This window comes from Planctomycetaceae bacterium (genome assembly GCA_041398825.1).
Lineage (GTDB): Bacteria > Planctomycetota > Planctomycetia > Planctomycetales > Planctomycetaceae > F1-80-MAGs062.
In genome coordinates this window covers 74323-91179 of sequence record JAWKTX010000010.1, presented here as the reverse complement: position 1 = coordinate 91179, position 16857 = coordinate 74323, and the positions used below count along the sequence as shown (strand labels likewise).

Below are 16857 nucleotides of genomic sequence, written 5' to 3'. Positions count from 1 at the left end.
ATTTCTCTGCTGTGCTTCATTGACAGATTGTACTGTCAGAACTAGAATCCGCGATTCCCCGTGGCAGGGGTAAGCTCGATCTCTAAACGTAAACTCTTTGCTCAAGGTGACTTGCGGTGGCTGGTGCTGGTGAAGAATGTATCCGGATTCGGATGGAAGCGTATGACCATTCCGTGCTGGATCAGTCGGCAGCGGAAATAGTGGATACTGCAAAGCGCACAGGGGCAATTGTTCATGGGCCTGTGCCGCTACCGACTCGCATTGAGCGGTATACGGTGCTGCGTAGTCCTCATATTGACAAGAAGTCGCGGGAGCAGTTCGAAATTCGGACGCACAAGCGATTGATTGATATTGTTCAGCCAACCGGTAAGACGGTTGATGCTCTGAACAAGTTGTCTCTGCCGGCTGGTGTGGACATTAAGATCAAGGCGACTGCGACGGCTTAGTCTGTTGTGGGCTTTTGGTCTTGGTTGGCCCTTGGTGATGCGGGTCTTTCGGCTCGTTCTTTGGTTTTCATTTGCGCGCGGATCTCTGAGCTATGTCAGTGGGCTTGCTTGGTAAGAAAATTGGTATGACCCAGGTTTACGGGGATGATGGTGTCATCGTTCCTGTGACGGTCATAGAGGCTGGTCCTTGTGTTGTGCTGCAGGTTCGTACTCAGTCCAGGGATGGGTATGATGCTGTGCAGTTGGGCTTCGGTGATGCCCCGCGGGAGAAGGTTTCGCGTTCTGTTCGAGGTCATGTGGCGGCAATTGGTGGGGTTCGTCAGTCGGCGCTGAAGGCTGCTGGTGTGGAAGTGCTGCCCAAGGCGGAGTGTGAGCCAAAGCGGTTTGTGCGGGAGTTTCGGCTGGTGTCGCCGGCTGAGTTGTCAGTGGGGCAGGTTCTTCTGGCAGATTCGCTTTCAGACGTTCAGTGGGTTGATGTAATTGGTGTTTCCAAGGGTCGCGGGACCACGGGTGTGATGAAGAGGCACAACTTTGCCGGGCAGCCGGCGAGTCATGGTGCGAAGCGGGTGCATCGTCATCCTGGTTCGATTGGTCAGAGTGCGGATCCTTCAAAGGTTATGAAGGGTACGAAGATGGCTGGTCGGTTTGGTGGTGAGCGGGTAACAGTGAAGAATCTTAGGGTGGTTCGGGTTGACGCTGAGTCGAATCTGTTGTTGGTGCGCGGTGCCATTCCGGGTCCGCAGGGTTCGTTTGTTGTTGTTCGTCGCTCTGAGAAGAACGCCTAGATATTTCGGTTGGTGGAAGCATGATTTCTGTTTCGATTCGCGATATGTCTGGTGCTGAGTGTGGGACTTACCAGCTCGATCCGGCCTCGCTTGCTGACGGTATTAACAAGCAGCTGCTGCACGATGTTGTTGTGATGTACAACGCCAACAAGCGAGTTGGTGAGGTGCAGACGAAGTCTCGTGGCATGGTGGCTGGTAGTACCCGGAAGTTGTTTAAACAAAAGGGTACTGGCAGGGCTCGTGCTGGTGCGCTTCGTACACCGGTTCGTCGTGGTGGTGGTCATGCCTTCGGTAAGAAGCCGCGGGACTACTACTATCGGCTGCCGCGCAAGGCGGTTCAGAAGGCGACGCGAATGGCGTTGCTGAGTAAGTTTCAGGATGGCCAGGCTGTAGTTCTGAAATCCTGGGATTGTGTGGAGCCTCGGACTCGGGTTGTGGCGGGATTTCTGAAGGCAGTTGGGATTCAGGGGCAGTCGGTTTTGCTGGCGACTGAAGGGCTGAATGCCAATGTTTGGAAGTCGGCGAGGAATATCGAGGGTGTGGTTGTGATGCCTGGCTCTGACCTGAATGCTTACTCGTTGTTGCGGCAGCGTAATCTGGTGATCACTGTTGCTGAAATTGACCGGATTGCTGGCAAGGCGTAGTCGTTAAGGGTTTTTCCAAGATAGTTTTGGTGTCTTATGTCCATCGAAAATGCTGCTGCCGGGATTACCCTGGATGCTACTCAGGTGATTCGTCGTCCCCTTGTTACTGAGAAGGGGACGCACGTCTCAGAGAAGTTTAATGCGTACGCATTTGAGGTTCATCCTCTGGCAAGCAAGACGGATATCAAGAACGCAGTCGAGCAGATGTTTGATGTGCGGGTTGTCGCTGTTCGGACACAGAATCGGTCGGGCAAGCCTCGCCGTTTTAAGATGGCGATGGGGCGTACAAAGAGCTGGAAGAAAGCTATTGTGAAGCTTCACGATGAAGATCGGATTGCGTTCTTTTAGGCGTTGTTTGCTGTCGCCAATTGAAATTCTGGGTGATTGAGTCATGGGAATTCGATTTTACAAACCTACCACGCCGGGGCGTCGAGGGGCTTCTGTCAGCGATTTTGCGGAAATCACTGACAAGAAGAAGCGGCCCGAGAAGTCGCTTACCAAGCGGTACAAGCGAAGTGGTGGTCGGAATAATCAGGGTAAGATTACGTCTCGGCATCGTGGCGGCGGGCACAAACGCCTGTATCGAATCATCGATTTCCGCCGCGATAAAGACGGCGTTGAGGCCAAGGTTACACACATTGAGTACGACCCAAATCGAACGTGTCGTATTGCTCTGCTTCAGTACGCCGATGGAGAGAAGCGCTACATTCTGGCACCTGAGGGCCTGAAGGCGGGCATGACTGTAGAAAGCGGTCTGGGTGTTGAGCCAAATGTCGGCAACTGCATGCCGCTGAGTGCGGTTCCGCTTGGTACGGTGGTTCATAACATTGAAATGCAGCCTGGGCGCGGTGGTCAGATGTGCCGCAGTGCCGGGGTTGGTGCGACTTTGAATGCTCGGGATGGACGCTGGGCTCAGTTGACACTGCCGAGCGGTGAGGTTCGACGTGTTCCCAGTGCCTGCCGCGCAACAATCGGTGTGCTTGGCAACTCTGAGCACAGCAGTATCGTGATTGGTAAGGCTGGTCGTAATCGCTGGAAGGGTATTCGGCCACATGTGCGGGGTACTGCGATGAATCCGGTCGCCCATCCAATGGGCGGTGGTGAAGGTCGTAACTCCGGCGGTCGGCATCCTTGTAGTCCGAGCGGTAAGCTGGCCAAAGGTGGTCGCACCAGGAATCGGAAGAAGTCGTCTACCAAGGCAATCATCCGTCGTCGTCGGTCTGTCCGTTATGGCGAAGTGAAACTCTAGGCGTTGTGAAGTAAGGTTTGTGTTATGGGGCGTTCGCTGAAAAAGGGTCCATTCGTGGACCCGCGGGTGTTGGAGAAGGTTGAGAAACTCAACGCTGCGGGTCGCAAGGAGCCGATCAAGACCTGGTCTCGGTCCTGTACGATATCGCCTGAGTTTGTTGGTCATACGTTTCTGGTGCACAACGGTAAGGTGCATATCAGCGTCTATGTGACTGAGGATATGGTCGGGCACAAACTTGGCGAGTTTTCGTTGAGCCGTACTTTCCGTGGTCATGGTGCAAAAGGTAAGAAGTAATCATGGCTTTAGTTCGCGCTACACATCGTTTTGCCCGGATTTCACCGACGAAAGTGCGTCCGTTTGCTGACATGATTCGCGGCGAGACTGCGGAGAGCGGGCTCAATGCTCTGAAGTATGTCCCGAATCGGGGTGCACGCTTCATCGAGAAGGTGCTGAAGAGTGCCGTCGCCAATGCGGAGGACCGTGGTGTTCGTAACCCGGACCGTTTGCGTATTGTGGAGGCCAGGGTTGATGGCGGCCCGATGTTCAAGCGGGTCCAGCCTCGAGCGAGAGGGATGGCCTTTTTGATTCGTCGCCGTACGGCTCATATTCATGTTGCTGTGGAAGCTCCGGAACTTGGTTGATTGCTGAAGGGTTGTTGGATATGGGACAAAAGGTAAGGCCAACCGGTTTCCGCGTTGGGGTCATGGAGACTTGGCGAAGTCGCTGGTATGCTCCAAAGAAAGAGTTTGGTGACCTGCTTGCTGAGGATCAGAAGATCCGCAAGTTTGTGGCGACCAAGTACGAGTTTGCCGAGATCGCGAAGGTTGAGATCGAGCGTACCCGCGATCAGGTTGTGGTCCATCTTCATTCCGGTCGTCCGGGGGTGATCATCGGCCGCAAGGGGCAGGAAGTTGATAAGCTGAAGGCGGAACTTGAGGACCTTACCGGTCGTCGAATGGACGTCAAGATTGTTGAGATCACGAATCCGAATCGCGATGCCAAGCTGGTTGCGATGAAGATTGCTCAGCAGCTTCGGAAACGCGGCAGTTTCCGTCGTGCGATCAAGAAGACGCTGGATGAGGTGATGAGTTCCGGCGTTCATGGTGTGAAGATTCAGATGTCTGGCCGTTTGGGGGGTGCGGAGATGTCCCGAACGGAGAAAGCGAATCGTGGGTCGATTCCGCTCTCTACGCTCCGTCGGCACATCGACTACGGCTTTGCTGAGTCGTTGACGCCAACCGGCATCATTGGTGTAAAAGTTTGGATTGATTTAGGCGACTATTCGGACGAGGAGACTGCAGATGGCTCTAATGCCAAAGCGGGTCAAGCATCGCAAAAGCCAAAGAGGGCGTATAAGAGGTAAGGCGACCCGTGGTAACACGGTTGTTTTCGGCGAATGGGCGTTGCAGTCTCTGGATGCCGGTCATATTACTGGGCAGACGATTGAGGCTTGCCGTATTGCCGCAACACAGTACGTGCGTGGTCAGGGTCGGGTTTTCATCCGTATCTTCCCACAGAAGTCTGTAACAGCGCGACCTCTTGAAACTCGAATGGGTAAGGGGAAGGGTGAGCCGGATCGCTGGGTTGCCGTTGTCAAACCTGGTACGGTATTGTTTGAATTGACTGGTGTTTCGCAGGACGCAGCTAAGACCTGCTTCCGTCGTGTTGCTCACAAGTTGCCTGTCCGAGTTCGCCTTGTCGGACGTCGGCCTGAGATTTAGGTAAGGTTGAGGTTGAGAAAATGTCTAAGGTGTCTCAGCTCCGTGAGTTGTCGGAAGAACAGTTAACGCATGAAATGCGCGAGGTTCAACAGCAGCTTTTCAAGCTTCGGTTCCAGGCGGCTTCGGAACGGAATGATATTCCTGCAAGCGTCAAGAAATTGCGACGTACTGTCGCTCGTATTAAGACAATTCAGCGTGAGCGGGAATTGGGTAACGCGTAGATCTTTGAAGGTCGGTTGAGATGCGGAAGATTCTGGTAGGTACAGTCAAGTCGGACAAACGCGATAAGACCCTTCGAGTTGAAATCGAACGGCGTATGCGTCACCCGAAATACGGCAAGATCATTCGTCGCAAGACGGTTTGCCAGGTTCATGATGAGGGTAACGTTGCCAGGGTTGGCGACCTGGTGGAGATTGAGGAATGTCCTCCAGTTTCCAGCAGCAAGCGCTGGAAGTTGAACCGGGTGGTTCGGCATGAGGCAGAAGTTTCTGCCCATTAGTATTTTGTTGGTCCCATTGCAATTAGTCGGCGTGCGGTGATTCGATGATTCAGATGCAGACAATGCTTGATGTGGCAGATAATTCGGGTGCAAAGATCGCCCGTTGCATCAAGGTGCTTGGTGGTACGCGTCGTCGTTACGCGAGTCTTGGTGATATCGTCGTGATCGCCGTACAGAAGAGCCTGCCTGGCAGTAATATCAAGGCCGGTTCGGTTGTCAAGGGCGTGGTTGTGCGGTGTCGAAAGGCGAGTCGCCGTCCTGACGGTTCCTATGTCCAGTTCGACCGAAACGCGGTTGTTATTGTGGATAACGATGGTAATCCGCGTGGCACTCGCATTTTCGGCGCCGTTGCCCGTGAGCTTCGGGACAAGAAGTTCATGAAGATTGTTTCGCTTGCAAGTGAAGTGATTTAGCCCGTCGCTTGATGTCTGTGTCTCTGGTGAATTCAGTCCTGATTAGTGTACAAAGTCGGTAACATGACACGCCTCCTGGAAGATTACAATAACCGAATCGTTCCCGAGCTGAAGCAACAGCTTGGTCGTTCGAACGTTCATTGCATTCCCAAGCTGCAGAAGATCGTTGTCAGCATGGGTGTCGGAGAGGCGGTCCAGGACAGAAAGCGTCTGGATAGCGCTGCTGAGCACCTGACGGCTCTTGCCGGGCAAAAGCCGCAGATTTGCCGTGCGAGAAAGTCTGTCGCGGGGTTTCGTCTTCGCGAGGGTCAGCCGATCGGTTGCCGGGTTACGTTGCGTGGTAAGCGGATGTACGAATTCCTCGATCGCCTCATCACCTTGGCCTTGCCGCGAGTCCGCGACTTCCGCGGGATCAATCCAAATGGTTTCGACGGCCGGGGTAATTATAACTACGGTCTGAACGAACAGTTGGTCTTCCCGGAAGTTGATCCGGAAAGTGTGACTCATACGCAGGGTATGAACATCACCTTTGTCACGACTGCCAGGACCAATGACGAGGGGCGTGCGTTACTGAAGCTCTTCGGGATGCCGTTCCGTACCGATGAGAAGAACCAGTAGTCTGCTGCTACCACCACATACCGTCCTTGATTGATCAAGAAGAGATCCGATGGCCAGTAAGTCAAAAATTGAAAAGGCGAAACGAACTCCAAAGTTCAGTAGCCGTATTGAACGACGATGTGCTATTTGCGGGCGTCCCCGTGCTGTGTATCGCAAGTTTAAGCTTTGCCGTATTTGTTTTCGTAATCTGTGCCTCGACGGTTTGATCCCGGGCGCACGGAAGGCGAGTTGGTAGTTGTTGGTTGCCGCATTTTGGCGAGTTGGTGCTGATTATGATGACGGACCCTATTGCAGATCTGTTGACGCGTATTCGCAATGCTGTGCGTGTTGAACGCCCATTTGTTGACGTGCCATACTCCCGGATCAAGCAGAATATTGTCGAAGCCCTGAAGCGAGAGGGGTTCGTTTGGGACCACGAGGTTGTCGAGTCATCGCCGGTGAATGTTCTCCGCGTGACCCTGAAGTACGGCCCCAGTGGTGAGCAGATCATCCAGCACATTGAGCGGGTGAGCAAACCTGGTTGTCGCGTCTATATGGGCGTTGGTGAGTTGAAAGAGATCCGGCAGGGCACTGGTGTGAGTGTGCTGTCGACACCAAAGGGTGTGTTGAGCAGCCGTGAAGCACGGCGAGATGGTGTTGGTGGCGAGGTACTTTGCCAGATTTGGTAGTCTGTCTTGGTCAGGTTGGCCCTCTGTGATCGGTGTGTTGAGATGTCACGAATTGGTAAAAAGCCTGTCGCTATTCCAGCCGGAGTCGACGTTAAACTTACGGATCGCGTCCTTTCTGTTAAAGGGAAGGCTGGCGAGCTGACTCTTCAGATTCACGACAAAATGTCCGTGACCATCGAGAATGATGTACTGACAGTCGTGCGACCAGATGATAAGCGCGAGAGTCGCGCACTTCATGGCCTGACTCGCAGTTTGATTCAGAATATGGTGACGGGTGTTGTGACACCCTTTGAAAAGAAGCTTGAGATCGTGGGTGTTGGCTACAATGCCAGCCTGGCGGGAAACAAGCTGACGCTGCAGGTTGGTTTTGCAAACAAGATTATCCTGGAGGTTCCTTCGGGAGTTGTCTGCGAAGTGCCTGACGCAACTCATATCACAGTGCGTAGCGCAGACAAGCAGGCTGTCGGCCAGTTTGCGGCGGAGATTCGTGGCGTTCGGCCACCGGAGCCCTACAAGGGGAAAGGTGTGCGGTATGCTGGCGAGTTCGTTCGCCGAAAGAGTGGCAAGGCGTTTGGATCGAAATAGTTTTGGTCTGCAGGATTTTCCGGTCGGCATTAAGTTTCGGGTGATGTGATGAAGGTTGAAAAGAGACTTGCAGTTCAGGCGAAGCGCCGTCAGTTTCGAGTTCGAAACCGGGTGATTCGTGATGCTCATGGGCGCCCGCGGCTTTCGGTGTTTCGCAGCAATCGCCACATGTACGCACAGATTATTGATGACGCTGCCGGGAAGACACTTGCTTCGGCAAGCACGGTAGAGGCGGAAGTGGCTGGTGCAGGAAAGTGTGCCGGCAATATCGAGTTCGCTCGCAAAGTTGGGGAGCTGATTGGCAAACGAGCAACCGAACTCGGAATTAGCAAAGTGGTTTTCGATCGAGGGTCGTTCCGATATCATGGTCGAGTTGCTGCGGTTGCGGATGCTGCCCGTGCGGCTGGTTTGGAATTCTAGATTTTCTTTTTGGGCCGAGGCGGGCACCTTGTGTCGCGATTGGAGTTGAGGCGTGTCAACAAACGACGTTCGGAATGATTCAGGCGAAAAAGTGGTAGCGATTCGTCGCTGCGCGTGCGTGGTGAAGGGTGGCCGCCGCTTCAGCTTCGCTGCTCTTGTGGTGACAGGCGACGGAAACGGCAAGGCTGGCTACGGCTATGGCAAAGCTGTCGAAGTGCCTCTGGCTGTAGAGAAGGCAACGAAGCAGGCGAACCGCAGCCAGCTGAGTGTACCGCTTGTTGGCACCACGATACCTCATCAGGTGATCGGTCGCTTCCGTGCATCGCGTGTCTTGTTGCTTCCTGCAAAACCGGGGACCGGGATCATTGCTGGTGACTGTGTTCGCTCCGTTGTTGAGTCTGCAGGGATTAGTGACATCCTGACGAAGGCCTACGGCAGTACAAATCCGTTGAATCTTGTGAAAGCTACGTTCGACGCACTTTCTCAACTACGTACACGTGAACAAATTGAGCGATTGCGAGGGGTGTCACTGTGATTCTTAACGACGTTCATGTTGGTATTCAGAAGTACAAGAAACGCAAACGCATCGGTCGAGGCTCAGGGAGTGGGCACGGTAAAACCTCTGGCCGCGGTCATAAAGGGTTCTACAGTCGGGCCGGTTCATCTCGCCGTACGGGATTTGAAGGCGGTCAGATGCCTTTGTTCCGTCGCGTGGCGAAACGTGGCTTCAACAATGCCGCCTTCGCATCTGAAGTTGTGATCGTGAATGTGGGGCAGTTGGAATCATTGTTCGACGAAGGCACCGCAATCACCCCGGAACTGCTCGTATCTCGCGGAGTTATACCGTCGAAGTTTGATGAGCTGAAGGTTCTGGGTGATGGCGAGCTGACAAAGAAATTCACGGTTGAGGCGCATCGCTTTTCTGCTTCAGCTGAGCAGAAGATCGCCGCTTCTGGTGGTTCATTTTCCGTTCGAGTCTGATTCAGGCTGGACCTTCTCTATTTGATGGCTCTCCGGAGAGACGGAATGCTCTCAAGACTCGCGACAGTTTTCCGTATACCGGAACTGCGACGAAAAATCTTCCTGACGATCATTCTGCTGGCGGTTTACCGTCTTGGCTTCCATATCACGCTGCCGTTTATCAACCACGAAGGTTTTCGTGAGATTGCGGAGAAGGCGACTCAGGGAGCCGGGCTGGGGAATGTGCTGCAGATGGTATCGCTGTTTTCGGCGACCGACCTGCAGAGTGGATCGATCTTCGGACTTGGGATCATGCCGTATATTACGGCTTCGATCGTGTTTCAGCTGCTCGGTACGGTATATCCGCCTCTGGAAGCACTCCAGAAAGAGGGAGAATCCGGTCGTCGGCGTCTGAACGAGTATACAAGATACGCGACAGTGTTTGTGTGCGCGTTACAGAGCTTCTTCCTCATCAGAAACCTGGGGGGAAGCGGAATGATTCTGGACTACTACAACACCTTCTGGTGGCACATTGTTGGCACGTTGGTGATGATTGCCGGCACAGTGTTTTTGATGTGGATTGGTGAACAGATTGACGCCTATGGTGTTGGCAATGGCATCAGTCTGCTGATCATGGCCGGGATTTTGGCCCGTCTGCCGGATATTGTCGTCACATACGTCAACGGTATCGTGCAGAATGGTGTTGGGATTGGCACCCGTTTCGGTGTCGAGCGACTTCTATTATTGGCGGTGCTCTTCGTGGCCGTGATTGTAGTCGTTGTTGCCATCACTCAGGGCCAGCGAAAGATTCCAATTCAGAGTGCAAAACATGTACGTGGTCGCAGAGTGATGGGTGGGAATCGCCAATGGTTGCCCCTAAGGGTTAATCAGGCTGGCGTGATGCCAATCATTTTCGCTTCGAGCTTGCTGCTGATTCCTTACTTTATTTTTAATCAGCTCAGCAAGGCGATGCCGGACAACTCGTTCCTTGCCACCGTTGCAGGTGCTTTTTCTCCGGGACAGGGTTTTGTTTACAGCCTGATGTCGATCTGTCTGATTTACTTTTTCTGCTACTTCTGGACAGCAATCACCTTCAATCCGAAGGAAATGGCTGAGAATCTTAAGGATACGGGAAGCTTTATTCCTGGCTATCGGCCCGGTGGTCGCACGGCTGCCCATCTGGAATCGGTAATGATCAGAATTACTTACGTTGGAGCCGCTTTTTTGGCAGTCATCGCAGTAATTCCTACTGTTATTTCTACGACATTGACTGGCGATTATCAGACCGCGAGTTTCTTCGGTGGTACGGGACTGTTGATTATGGTCTCGGTCGCATTGGATCTGGTGCAGAAGATCGATTCTCACTTAGTAATGCGAAACTATCCCGGGCTGCTGGACAGCGAGTCATAGTTTTGGGACATTGGTTGGTTTTCGTGGCCAGATTCTGGTCACCATTTTGTTTTGGCTGGGTGAAGAGATGAAGGTTCGTTCAAGCGTTAAGAGAATCTGTGAGCATTGTAAGCTCGTGCGACGACGCGGAAAGATCTTCGTGATCTGCTCGTCCAATCCTCGTCACAAGCAGCGACAGGGTTAGTTGCGAACGGAACGCTTTCAAGCGGAGTTGAGTGAAAATGCCTCGTGTTCTCGGTGTAGACATACCTAATAACAAGCCAACCTATATCTCTTTGACGTACTTGTACGGCATTGGACCGGTACTGGCTGTCCAGATCTGCTACGAGCTTGGCGTGGATCCGCACGCTCGGGCCAGTGAGTTGAGTGAGGACGACGTCAGTCGGATCACAAACCATCTGGACAAGAATTACACAGTTGAAGGTCCTCTTCGACGTAAGGTCCAGCAGGATATTGGTCGCCTTCGCGAGATTCAGTGTTATCGCGGAATTCGTCACCGACGAGGGCTGCCGGTTCGTGGTCAGCGGACAAAGACAAACGCCCGGACACGCAAAGGCCGTAAAAAGACTGTTGCGGGCAAGAAGGGTGTGAAGGACATGAAGCACTAGTCTTCTGTCTGGTTTGAGGCTTATCGAATAGTACTTTTGGATGAAATCGCGTGGCAAAGGTTAAGAAGAAGAAGATCCGTCGTAATGTGAATAAGGGTGTTGCCTACATCAAGGCTACCTTTAACAACACAATTGTCACGATGACTGACGCGACCGGTGATGTGATTTGCTGGGCCACGGCGGGCACGGTCGGGTTCAAGGGTTCCAGGAAAAGCACGCCATTTGCGGCGCAGCGAGCTGCGGAGACCGTTGCTGAGCGAGCGGCCAAAGTCGGTGTTCGTGAGATCGAAGTTCGGGTGAAGGGGCCCGGTTCAGGTCGGGAAAGCGCAATCACCGGTTTGCAGTCGTCCGGAATTGCCATTCGCTCGATTGAGGACATCACACCACTGCCGCATAACGGATGTCGGCCACCTAAAAAGCGTCGCGTCTAGAGTTTCGTCGGTTTGATTTTGTTGAGGTTATGCAATGCGTATTCGTTGGCGCGGTTTAGAGCTTCCTAGTCGAGTTCATGTAGATCGCGAATCTCGTACACCCAGCTACGGTAAGTTTGTTGCCGAGCCGTTTGAACGTGGGTTCGGTAGCACTATTGGAAACAGTTTGCGCCGTATCCTGCTTTCAAGTCTGGAAGGTGCTGCAATTACGCGAGCCCGAGTTCAGGGTGTGCAGCATGAATTCACGACGATTCCGGGTGTTGTGGAAGATGTGACCGATATCTGTCTGAATCTGAAGTCGCTGGTTGTAAAGAACCATAGTGCTTCGAGTAAGACTTTGAGGATTGAGAAGAATACACGCGGCGTTGTGACCGGCGCCGATGTGATTTGCGATGATCAGGTGGAGGTTATCAACCGGGATCTCGTCATTGCGACCATGACAGATGATGTGCCTTTTCATGTTGAGATGACTGTTGAGAATGGGCGGGGCTATGTGCCTGCCGCCGAGCAGTATCAGCATGAGCCGGAGGTTGGCGTAATTCCGCTTGATGCTGCGTTTTCGCCTGTCGTGCGAGTTCGTCATCTGATTGAGGATACTCGAGTTGGGCAGCGCACGAACTACGATAAGCTGACACTGGAGATCTGGACCAACGGCACCATTACTCCGGAACTTGCTTTGGTTGAAGCGGCGAAGATTCTGCGAAAGCATCTGAATTGCTTCATTACATTCCGTGAACCGGGTCCGGAAGCCCTTCCTGAGGGTGGTCTTCGCGGTATGGCGGAAGCGACTGGCTACTCGCCAGTTGATATGGAGCTGGAAGAGAAACTGGGTAAGAGCCTGGCAGAATTGAATCTGTCTGTGCGAGCGACAAATTGCCTGGAGTCTGTGGGTATTAACACGGTCCGGGATCTGGTGGTAAAAAGCGAAGACGAACTGTTGCAGGTTCGTAATTTTGGTGAGACGACACTTGATGAGGTCCGAGAGCGGCTTGGCCAGATAGACCTTCGTCTTGGTATGCGTCTTCCAAACCAGACCGTGTGAATGTTTTGAGTTTCAGCCGTGTTTTGAACGGCTCTTATGAGGTAAGTGGTTGTCATGCGACACCGAGTCAGCGGCCGTAAGCTTGGCCGAAATGGTTCACACCGGAAAGCGATGTTCCGGAATATGGCTTGTAGCCTGATCAAGTCCCTTCGTTCTGACGAGGGGGATGTTGGTAAGCCTAAAGTACCTGGTCGAATTGTGACTACGGTGCCCAAGGCCAAAGAGCTCCGGCCAATCGTTGAGAAACTTATCACGATGGCGAAGAAGGCTGCGAAGCTTTCTGCCGCCGCTGACCCGTTTCGGACCGATGCTGAGCGTAACAGCGAAGCGTGGAGTAAATGGCGTGAGTCAGAGCAGGGTAAGCAGTGGGTCAACGCTAACGCTCCGGTACTTGCCTTGCGTCGCCGTGCTTTTTCCGAACTGAGGGATGAGGTCGCCGTTGACATTCTCTTCAACGAGCTGGCTCAACGCTTCGCTGATCGTGACGGCGGTTATACGCGGGTTGTACGACTGGCAGCTGTACGATTGGGTGACTCGGGCCAAAGAGCCATTTTTGAATTCGTCGGCGTACGGGACCGGGTGAAGAAGTCACGTCGTCGCAGTGCTCCGGCAGTGGAATCTGCTGCGGTTGAGTCTGCCTCTGCTTAATGCAACTCGGTTACAGCCAGAAACTGGTTGCTCACGAAAGCCCTCTGTTTCTTGACAGGGGGCTTTTTCGTTTGGCAGTTGGATATTGAGATGCCGTTAGGAGCCTGTTGTATACCGTCGTGTTTTCAGGTCTCCGGCTCCAGCCAGTCCGGTTTTTCGACGGACAGTTAGGTTAGTGACCGGGGGCGATGCGTGTTCTGTTCCCGAGCCTGTTTGTGGTCATTCGCATTTGGATCGTTCTCGGTCGATTGATCCGGGTCTTTCTTTGCATACGGCATGATGTGATCAGTTGAAATGCCTTCAGCAATCTTCTCGGCAATCGCCCCTGCAAATGTTCTGTTGGCCTCCGCGCCGGCAACGAGTCATGGCATGGTTTGCCTCTGAAGCAGGAAGATGGCAACCAACGTCAGAACAGACAACACCGTAAGCACGACAATGACAACAATTGCGGGCGCCTTCAGCCGGACGGTTCCAGCGGCGGGCAGCGGGCTGCCCTGATAGAGTCGTAGGAAGCGATAGCTTACAGCAACGAGGGCGATCAGGAATGGAGGCACCGCTGCAATCACGGAGCGAGGAAAGTCAGGCTCAATGTCAGCGAATGGGAACTGATATCCGAGGTACGCACCGGTCAGAGTCGGTGCAATGATGATGGTGACTTCGCGCCAGGTTGGAATGAACCGATTCCAGTTTTCAGCCGCACTTCCGCCATTGATGCAGCCGCCACAGTTCCCGTCAGTTTCTGACAAAGTGGTTACAATCGCGCGCAATTCGCTCTCTGTGTGTTCGTTTTCCGCGTCTTGCTTTTCCAGGGCGCTGATAAGTCTCTGCAGTTCGATTCGTCGTGGTTCAAGTTCTCTGCGCACCGACAGCTTATTTGTCCGATGCCCCGTCCCGTACACACCGCACAGCAGGACCGCCCAGATAACAGTGACCAGCCCACATCCCCACCACGTGTGAGTGGTTTCCCATGAGACATGACCAAAAAACGCCATCTGCACAACTGCCGCTGGCAGTAAGTTCCACCACAGCAAGTTACGCATCAACCAAATCTGACGCTCGACGTGAGCGAGAGAGACCCTGGCACAGACCAACAATGGTTCACCCGGTTCACCGGGAGGTTGAGTGTAGTACTTCAGATTCAGCAAGTAGACGACAGCGATCCAGGCCAGGACAGGAACAACTAAATAGAAGGTCCACGGTGATGACATGACGAAGCCCGTCACGAACCAGAATGGAATCATCGCAAGCACCAGTCCAGTCTGAACGAGATGCTGGCGAACGACCATCGCTCGAAATGCGTCGCGGGATTGCTGAACTTCCCGAGTCAGCTCTTCAGCATCGAACACCACCTTGTCCTGCGACACTTCGGCGTTCCATGCCTGCTGATATTTATCAAGACTCATTGTTTTGTGCCTCCGCAGGTGCAGAGTCCAGAATTCTGGCGAGGGCCTTCTTCGCGCGGTTGAGCTTCACGCCGACGTTGCTTTCAGAAATTCCCAGTACACTTGCCATTTCGCAGTAACTCATGTCGTCCAGATACAGCAGCACCAGAGCCACGTCACTTTCGGGCAGTTGATGAATCGCCGCGTATAGTTGCTCGACCAGTTCCCGCTGTTCCATCAGCTCGGCCGAATCGGATAATTCCGCCGCCATCGAACGCGTCTCCAACAGGGGTTTCTGACGCATTCGGCGCGGCTTGTCGTTTCGACTCCAGTTCATCGCGGTCTGCAATGCCACGCGATAGAACCATGTCGCCGGGCTCGCCTTGCCCTCAAACCTGGACAGCGATTTCCACGTCTGAAGCAGAATCTCCTGAGCAAGATCCTGGCACTCATCTCGAGTCAACGTATACGCGCGAGCAACCTTGACGACTGATGAGCTATGCTCCTCCAGCCATTTTGTGAACATCGCTTTGTGGTCTTTGTCAGACACTCACGGCCCTTACAACGTGTCGCAACTCTTGCTCTACACAGTATTGGTACCGTTAGCAGGCGACTTCTTACAAATATTGCGTCGCCGAAATTGCAGGCCGGGAGTCCACTTTAGCGTTCCGGGACATTCGAATCCGGAGCGCATGTCTTTCGGCGGGAGAATCATTCTCTGGCTTGAAACGATTCGCTTCCGGGTGAGAGTCCGGCCGACGGGAAGCTTGCAGAGACTGAACGCTGAACACGTTTTCTTTGGGTTCTCGCAACGAACTGTGATTGCCCTTTACCCCGCAATTCTGCTGCGATCCTTCGGTCAACGGGACCTGATTCGGGCTGCAGATGCGCGACTTACGTTGCGACCGTGATGTCGCACCACGCGTGGTTCATCCCTGAGATAATTGCCAGGTCATCATGCCCATTCAGGGCTCGCTGCAGTTCGGCTGCGGAGTTGATTGCAAGGAAGCCCAGTTCTTCTGTTTCATCATCAGTCAATTGACTGAACAGCGCCAGTGTGGCCTTTTGCCCAGCCATGATCAGTTGGAGCACTTCACAGGCGTCTTCTGTCGGTTCGCGACGTAGAGGTTTCAGGAGTTCCTCCGGGTCGGAACAACGACGGAGCATTGTAGCACCCGGTCCTTCGGGCAGTTGCAGATCAGCAACGATGATGATTCTGCCGCCGTGCTCGACAATTCGGCAGGCCGACTCCAGAGCTGCGCCGACTTCTCGCAGCGTGACTTTGCCACTTGGGACGGACACGGTGACCACGACCACATCAAAGATGCGATCAAGACTTATCCGCCAGGCCTGTTCCAGGATAGAGACGCCAAGTTTCTGTACGTCCCCAGGCATGCCACAGAGGATACTTCCAATATATCCCTGTGGATTCGGGATGACCTGGATGGTGAATTGAGTTCCGAGCAGCCAGCCGACTTCGTCGACCACTTCGCGGAGTGGTCTTACGTCGCCTGGTGCGAGTTCGGGATGACCGGGGGCTGCGGCGTCTCGAATGGTGCTGATGTCGGAAAAATGGGGAAACAGCACGCCACTGGTTCCGCTGTAGCCCAACCTGCTGTCGAACCCAATTACGCCGACAGAAATAATCAGATCTGCGTCCAGAAGGTGTTTATTCAGATAGACTCGCACTCCATTGGACGAGCTGGCAAGGTAGCCACATTTCGATTCGTCACGGGGATCGTGAACGACGAGGTTGATTCGACCCTGCATGTGGACAGGGCAGTTTTTCACAAGGTCCTGCCAGTCTTCGGCCTTGGGATTGTCAGGCAGCAGCAGCGTGATGTTCAGGTCTTCGCTGCAGTGGCTCTGCAACTCGTCCAGGACGGTGGTGACGATATCGATCAGTTGTGGTGTCGCTGGATCCACGACAATCACCACTCGATCTCCCGGCACAAGGCAGTCGTGGAGCTTTGGCAAGCCGACAGGATTTGAAAGGGCTTCGGCGATTGGGTTTGTGGAATCTGCAGACGCATTGCGCACTGGAGAAGGACGGTGGACAAATGCGCGGGCAGAGACCGAGACAGAGGCAACGATGTCACCGCTTCGAAGTGTGAGCTGTTGTTTGTCTGACATACTATCCTGCTTTATTCGCTGTTGACCGAACTCGCCGCGAGCGGATTGTGGCGAACGATCGGGTTCCAATGCAAACGGCGAATCCCCATGAGTTGAGGATTCGCCGCAGCGGGTTTCGAAAGTTCAGCGACCGGTCGTAACCTGAGTACTTGGTCGATCAAATTCAGAGTTGGGTCAACTTGGGCGATTCGGGAA

The 16857-nt window shown here is 53.6% G+C and carries 28 protein-coding genes; 25 read left to right on the top strand and 3 right to left on the bottom strand.

The window, feature by feature from the left end; all coding sequences use genetic code 11:
• Nucleotides 1-116: 116 nt before the first annotated feature.
• The 25 genes from rpsJ to R3C20_17985 all read left to right on the top strand — a co-directional run bounded on the left by rpsJ (nucleotide 117) and on the right by R3C20_17985 (nucleotide 13147).
• Entirely contained in the window at nucleotides 117-446 is a 330-nt protein-coding gene (gene rpsJ / locus R3C20_18105; protein MEZ6042422.1) for a 30S ribosomal protein S10, read from the top strand.
• A gap of 92 nt (nucleotides 447-538) precedes the next feature.
• The gene (gene rplC / locus R3C20_18100; GenBank protein MEZ6042421.1) at nucleotides 539-1231 is read left to right on the top strand and encodes a 50S ribosomal protein L3; all 693 of its coding nucleotides are present in this window, start codon (nucleotides 539-541) and stop codon (nucleotides 1229-1231) included.
• Nucleotides 1232-1251: 20 nt separating this feature from the next.
• Nucleotides 1252-1875: a 50S ribosomal protein L4 gene (gene rplD, locus R3C20_18095; protein ID MEZ6042420.1), complete on the top strand. Its 624-nt coding sequence runs from the start codon at nucleotides 1252-1254 to the stop codon at nucleotides 1873-1875.
• Between the two features lie 36 nt (nucleotides 1876-1911).
• A complete protein-coding gene (gene rplW / locus R3C20_18090) occupies nucleotides 1912-2223 on the top strand; it encodes a 50S ribosomal protein L23 (protein ID MEZ6042419.1) in 312 nt (103 codons plus the stop codon).
• Between the two features lie 43 nt (nucleotides 2224-2266).
• Nucleotides 2267-3124 (top strand): 50S ribosomal protein L2, encoded by an 858-nt coding sequence (gene rplB / locus R3C20_18085; protein MEZ6042418.1) that lies wholly within the window; start codon nucleotides 2267-2269, stop codon nucleotides 3122-3124.
• A gap of 24 nt (nucleotides 3125-3148) precedes the next feature.
• A complete protein-coding gene (rpsS, locus tag R3C20_18080; protein MEZ6042417.1) occupies nucleotides 3149-3418 on the top strand; it encodes a 30S ribosomal protein S19 in 270 nt (89 codons plus the stop codon).
• Between the two features lie 2 nt (nucleotides 3419-3420).
• Nucleotides 3421-3765 (top strand): 50S ribosomal protein L22, encoded by a 345-nt coding sequence (rplV, locus tag R3C20_18075; protein MEZ6042416.1) that lies wholly within the window; start codon nucleotides 3421-3423, stop codon nucleotides 3763-3765.
• A 20-nt stretch (nucleotides 3766-3785) separates the two neighbouring features.
• The gene (gene rpsC / locus R3C20_18070) at nucleotides 3786-4487 is read left to right on the top strand and encodes a 30S ribosomal protein S3 (protein MEZ6042415.1); all 702 of its coding nucleotides are present in this window, start codon (nucleotides 3786-3788) and stop codon (nucleotides 4485-4487) included.
• Nucleotides 4426-4845 carry a 50S ribosomal protein L16 gene (gene rplP / locus R3C20_18065; protein MEZ6042414.1) on the top strand — a complete coding sequence of 140 codons (420 nt, stop codon included), beginning with the start codon at nucleotides 4426-4428 and terminating at the stop codon, nucleotides 4843-4845. Before rpsC ends, rplP begins: the two co-directional genes overlap by 62 nt.
• 20 nt (nucleotides 4846-4865) lie before the next feature.
• Nucleotides 4866-5066 carry a 50S ribosomal protein L29 gene (gene rpmC / locus R3C20_18060; GenBank protein MEZ6042413.1) on the top strand — a complete coding sequence of 67 codons (201 nt, stop codon included), beginning with the start codon at nucleotides 4866-4868 and terminating at the stop codon, nucleotides 5064-5066.
• Nucleotides 5067-5086: 20 nt separating this feature from the next.
• On the top strand, nucleotides 5087-5344 hold the full coding sequence (gene rpsQ / locus R3C20_18055) for a 30S ribosomal protein S17 (protein ID MEZ6042412.1): 258 nt from the start codon (nucleotides 5087-5089) through the stop codon (nucleotides 5342-5344).
• A gap of 44 nt (nucleotides 5345-5388) precedes the next feature.
• On the top strand, nucleotides 5389-5757 hold the full coding sequence (gene rplN / locus R3C20_18050) for a 50S ribosomal protein L14 (protein ID MEZ6042411.1): 369 nt from the start codon (nucleotides 5389-5391) through the stop codon (nucleotides 5755-5757).
• 63 nt (nucleotides 5758-5820) lie between these two features.
• On the top strand, nucleotides 5821-6375 hold the full coding sequence (rplE, locus tag R3C20_18045; GenBank protein ID MEZ6042410.1) for a 50S ribosomal protein L5: 555 nt from the start codon (nucleotides 5821-5823) through the stop codon (nucleotides 6373-6375).
• 49 nt (nucleotides 6376-6424) lie between these two features.
• On the top strand, nucleotides 6425-6610 hold the full coding sequence (locus R3C20_18040; GenBank protein ID MEZ6042409.1) for a type Z 30S ribosomal protein S14: 186 nt from the start codon (nucleotides 6425-6427) through the stop codon (nucleotides 6608-6610).
• A gap of 40 nt (nucleotides 6611-6650) precedes the next feature.
• Nucleotides 6651-7043 carry a 30S ribosomal protein S8 gene (rpsH, locus tag R3C20_18035; GenBank protein MEZ6042408.1) on the top strand — a complete coding sequence of 131 codons (393 nt, stop codon included), beginning with the start codon at nucleotides 6651-6653 and terminating at the stop codon, nucleotides 7041-7043.
• 42 nt (nucleotides 7044-7085) lie between these two features.
• A complete protein-coding gene (gene rplF, locus R3C20_18030) occupies nucleotides 7086-7628 on the top strand; it encodes a 50S ribosomal protein L6 (protein ID MEZ6042407.1) in 543 nt (180 codons plus the stop codon).
• Between the two features lie 48 nt (nucleotides 7629-7676).
• On the top strand, nucleotides 7677-8048 hold the full coding sequence (gene rplR / locus R3C20_18025; protein MEZ6042406.1) for a 50S ribosomal protein L18: 372 nt from the start codon (nucleotides 7677-7679) through the stop codon (nucleotides 8046-8048).
• A gap of 52 nt (nucleotides 8049-8100) precedes the next feature.
• Entirely contained in the window at nucleotides 8101-8583 is a 483-nt protein-coding gene (gene rpsE / locus R3C20_18020) for a 30S ribosomal protein S5 (protein ID MEZ6042405.1), read from the top strand.
• Complete coding sequence (gene rplO / locus R3C20_18015; GenBank protein ID MEZ6042404.1) at nucleotides 8580-9029, top strand: 50S ribosomal protein L15; 450 nt, start codon at nucleotides 8580-8582, stop codon at nucleotides 9027-9029. Before rpsE ends, rplO begins: the two co-directional genes overlap by 4 nt.
• A gap of 45 nt (nucleotides 9030-9074) precedes the next feature.
• Nucleotides 9075-10418 carry a preprotein translocase subunit SecY gene (secY, locus tag R3C20_18010; GenBank protein MEZ6042403.1) on the top strand — a complete coding sequence of 448 codons (1344 nt, stop codon included), beginning with the start codon at nucleotides 9075-9077 and terminating at the stop codon, nucleotides 10416-10418.
• A 67-nt stretch (nucleotides 10419-10485) separates the two neighbouring features.
• Nucleotides 10486-10602, top strand: coding sequence for a 50S ribosomal protein L36 (rpmJ, locus tag R3C20_18005; protein MEZ6042402.1), 117 nt, complete (start codon nucleotides 10486-10488; stop codon nucleotides 10600-10602).
• Nucleotides 10603-10639: 37 nt separating this feature from the next.
• Nucleotides 10640-11026 (top strand): 30S ribosomal protein S13, encoded by a 387-nt coding sequence (rpsM, locus tag R3C20_18000; GenBank protein MEZ6042401.1) that lies wholly within the window; start codon nucleotides 10640-10642, stop codon nucleotides 11024-11026.
• 50 nt (nucleotides 11027-11076) lie between these two features.
• The gene (gene rpsK / locus R3C20_17995; GenBank protein ID MEZ6042400.1) at nucleotides 11077-11457 is read left to right on the top strand and encodes a 30S ribosomal protein S11; all 381 of its coding nucleotides are present in this window, start codon (nucleotides 11077-11079) and stop codon (nucleotides 11455-11457) included.
• 34 nt (nucleotides 11458-11491) lie between these two features.
• Nucleotides 11492-12499: a DNA-directed RNA polymerase subunit alpha gene (locus R3C20_17990; GenBank protein MEZ6042399.1), complete on the top strand. Its 1008-nt coding sequence runs from the start codon at nucleotides 11492-11494 to the stop codon at nucleotides 12497-12499.
• Between the two features lie 54 nt (nucleotides 12500-12553).
• Nucleotides 12554-13147: a L17 family ribosomal protein gene (locus tag R3C20_17985; protein MEZ6042398.1), complete on the top strand. Its 594-nt coding sequence runs from the start codon at nucleotides 12554-12556 to the stop codon at nucleotides 13145-13147.
• A gap of 362 nt (nucleotides 13148-13509) precedes the next feature.
• Here the strand turns inward: R3C20_17985 and R3C20_17980 are convergent, their stop codons facing one another.
• From R3C20_17980 to R3C20_17970, 3 genes are all read right to left on the bottom strand, one after another.
• The gene (locus R3C20_17980; GenBank protein ID MEZ6042397.1) at nucleotides 13510-14550 is read right to left on the bottom strand and encodes a hypothetical protein; all 1041 of its coding nucleotides are present in this window, start codon (nucleotides 14548-14550) and stop codon (nucleotides 13510-13512) included.
• Nucleotides 14540-15079, bottom strand: coding sequence for an RNA polymerase sigma factor (locus tag R3C20_17975; protein ID MEZ6042396.1), 540 nt, complete (start codon nucleotides 15077-15079; stop codon nucleotides 14540-14542). Before R3C20_17975 ends, R3C20_17980 begins: the two co-directional genes overlap by 11 nt.
• Nucleotides 15080-15423: 344 nt before the next feature.
• Nucleotides 15424-16662 carry a lactate racemase domain-containing protein gene (locus R3C20_17970; protein ID MEZ6042395.1) on the bottom strand — a complete coding sequence of 413 codons (1239 nt, stop codon included), beginning with the start codon at nucleotides 16660-16662 and terminating at the stop codon, nucleotides 15424-15426.
• Nucleotides 16663-16857: the final 195 nt, after the last annotated feature.

What these genes read in the sequence shown, in the direction of transcription:
- rplC (MEZ6042421.1), top strand. Translation starts at nt 539, where the DNA reads ATGTCAGTGGGCTTGCTTGGTAAGAAAATTGGTATGACCCAGGTTTAC.
- rplD (MEZ6042420.1), top strand. Translation starts at nt 1,252, where the DNA reads ATGATTTCTGTTTCGATTCGCGATATGTCTGGTGCTGAGTGTGGGACT.
- rplW (MEZ6042419.1), top strand. Translation starts at nt 1,912, where the DNA reads ATGTCCATCGAAAATGCTGCTGCCGGGATTACCCTGGATGCTACTCAG.
- rplB (MEZ6042418.1), top strand. Translation starts at nt 2,267, where the DNA reads ATGGGAATTCGATTTTACAAACCTACCACGCCGGGGCGTCGAGGGGCT.
- rpsS (MEZ6042417.1), top strand. Translation starts at nt 3,149, where the DNA reads ATGGGGCGTTCGCTGAAAAAGGGTCCATTCGTGGACCCGCGGGTGTTG.
- rplV (MEZ6042416.1), top strand. Translation starts at nt 3,421, where the DNA reads ATGGCTTTAGTTCGCGCTACACATCGTTTTGCCCGGATTTCACCGACG.
- rpsC (MEZ6042415.1), top strand. Translation starts at nt 3,786, where the DNA reads ATGGGACAAAAGGTAAGGCCAACCGGTTTCCGCGTTGGGGTCATGGAG.
- rplP (MEZ6042414.1), top strand. Translation starts at nt 4,426, where the DNA reads ATGGCTCTAATGCCAAAGCGGGTCAAGCATCGCAAAAGCCAAAGAGGG.
- rpmC (MEZ6042413.1), top strand. Translation starts at nt 4,866, where the DNA reads ATGTCTAAGGTGTCTCAGCTCCGTGAGTTGTCGGAAGAACAGTTAACG.
- rpsQ (MEZ6042412.1), top strand. Translation starts at nt 5,087, where the DNA reads ATGCGGAAGATTCTGGTAGGTACAGTCAAGTCGGACAAACGCGATAAG.
- rplN (MEZ6042411.1), top strand. Translation starts at nt 5,389, where the DNA reads ATGATTCAGATGCAGACAATGCTTGATGTGGCAGATAATTCGGGTGCA.
- rplE (MEZ6042410.1), top strand. Translation starts at nt 5,821, where the DNA reads ATGACACGCCTCCTGGAAGATTACAATAACCGAATCGTTCCCGAGCTG.
- R3C20_18040 (MEZ6042409.1), top strand. Translation starts at nt 6,425, where the DNA reads ATGGCCAGTAAGTCAAAAATTGAAAAGGCGAAACGAACTCCAAAGTTC.
- rpsH (MEZ6042408.1), top strand. Translation starts at nt 6,651, where the DNA reads ATGACGGACCCTATTGCAGATCTGTTGACGCGTATTCGCAATGCTGTG.
- rplF (MEZ6042407.1), top strand. Translation starts at nt 7,086, where the DNA reads ATGTCACGAATTGGTAAAAAGCCTGTCGCTATTCCAGCCGGAGTCGAC.
- rplR (MEZ6042406.1), top strand. Translation starts at nt 7,677, where the DNA reads ATGAAGGTTGAAAAGAGACTTGCAGTTCAGGCGAAGCGCCGTCAGTTT.
- secY (MEZ6042403.1), top strand. Translation starts at nt 9,075, where the DNA reads ATGCTCTCAAGACTCGCGACAGTTTTCCGTATACCGGAACTGCGACGA.
- rpmJ (MEZ6042402.1), top strand. Translation starts at nt 10,486, where the DNA reads ATGAAGGTTCGTTCAAGCGTTAAGAGAATCTGTGAGCATTGTAAGCTC.
- rpsM (MEZ6042401.1), top strand. Translation starts at nt 10,640, where the DNA reads ATGCCTCGTGTTCTCGGTGTAGACATACCTAATAACAAGCCAACCTAT.
- R3C20_17990 (MEZ6042399.1), top strand. Translation starts at nt 11,492, where the DNA reads ATGCGTATTCGTTGGCGCGGTTTAGAGCTTCCTAGTCGAGTTCATGTA.
- R3C20_17985 (MEZ6042398.1), top strand. Translation starts at nt 12,554, where the DNA reads ATGCGACACCGAGTCAGCGGCCGTAAGCTTGGCCGAAATGGTTCACAC.
- R3C20_17980 (MEZ6042397.1), bottom strand. Translation starts at nt 14,550, where the DNA reads ATGAGTCTTGATAAATATCAGCAGGCATGGAACGCCGAAGTGTCGCAG.
- R3C20_17970 (MEZ6042395.1), bottom strand. Translation starts at nt 16,662, where the DNA reads ATGTCAGACAAACAACAGCTCACACTTCGAAGCGGTGACATCGTTGCC.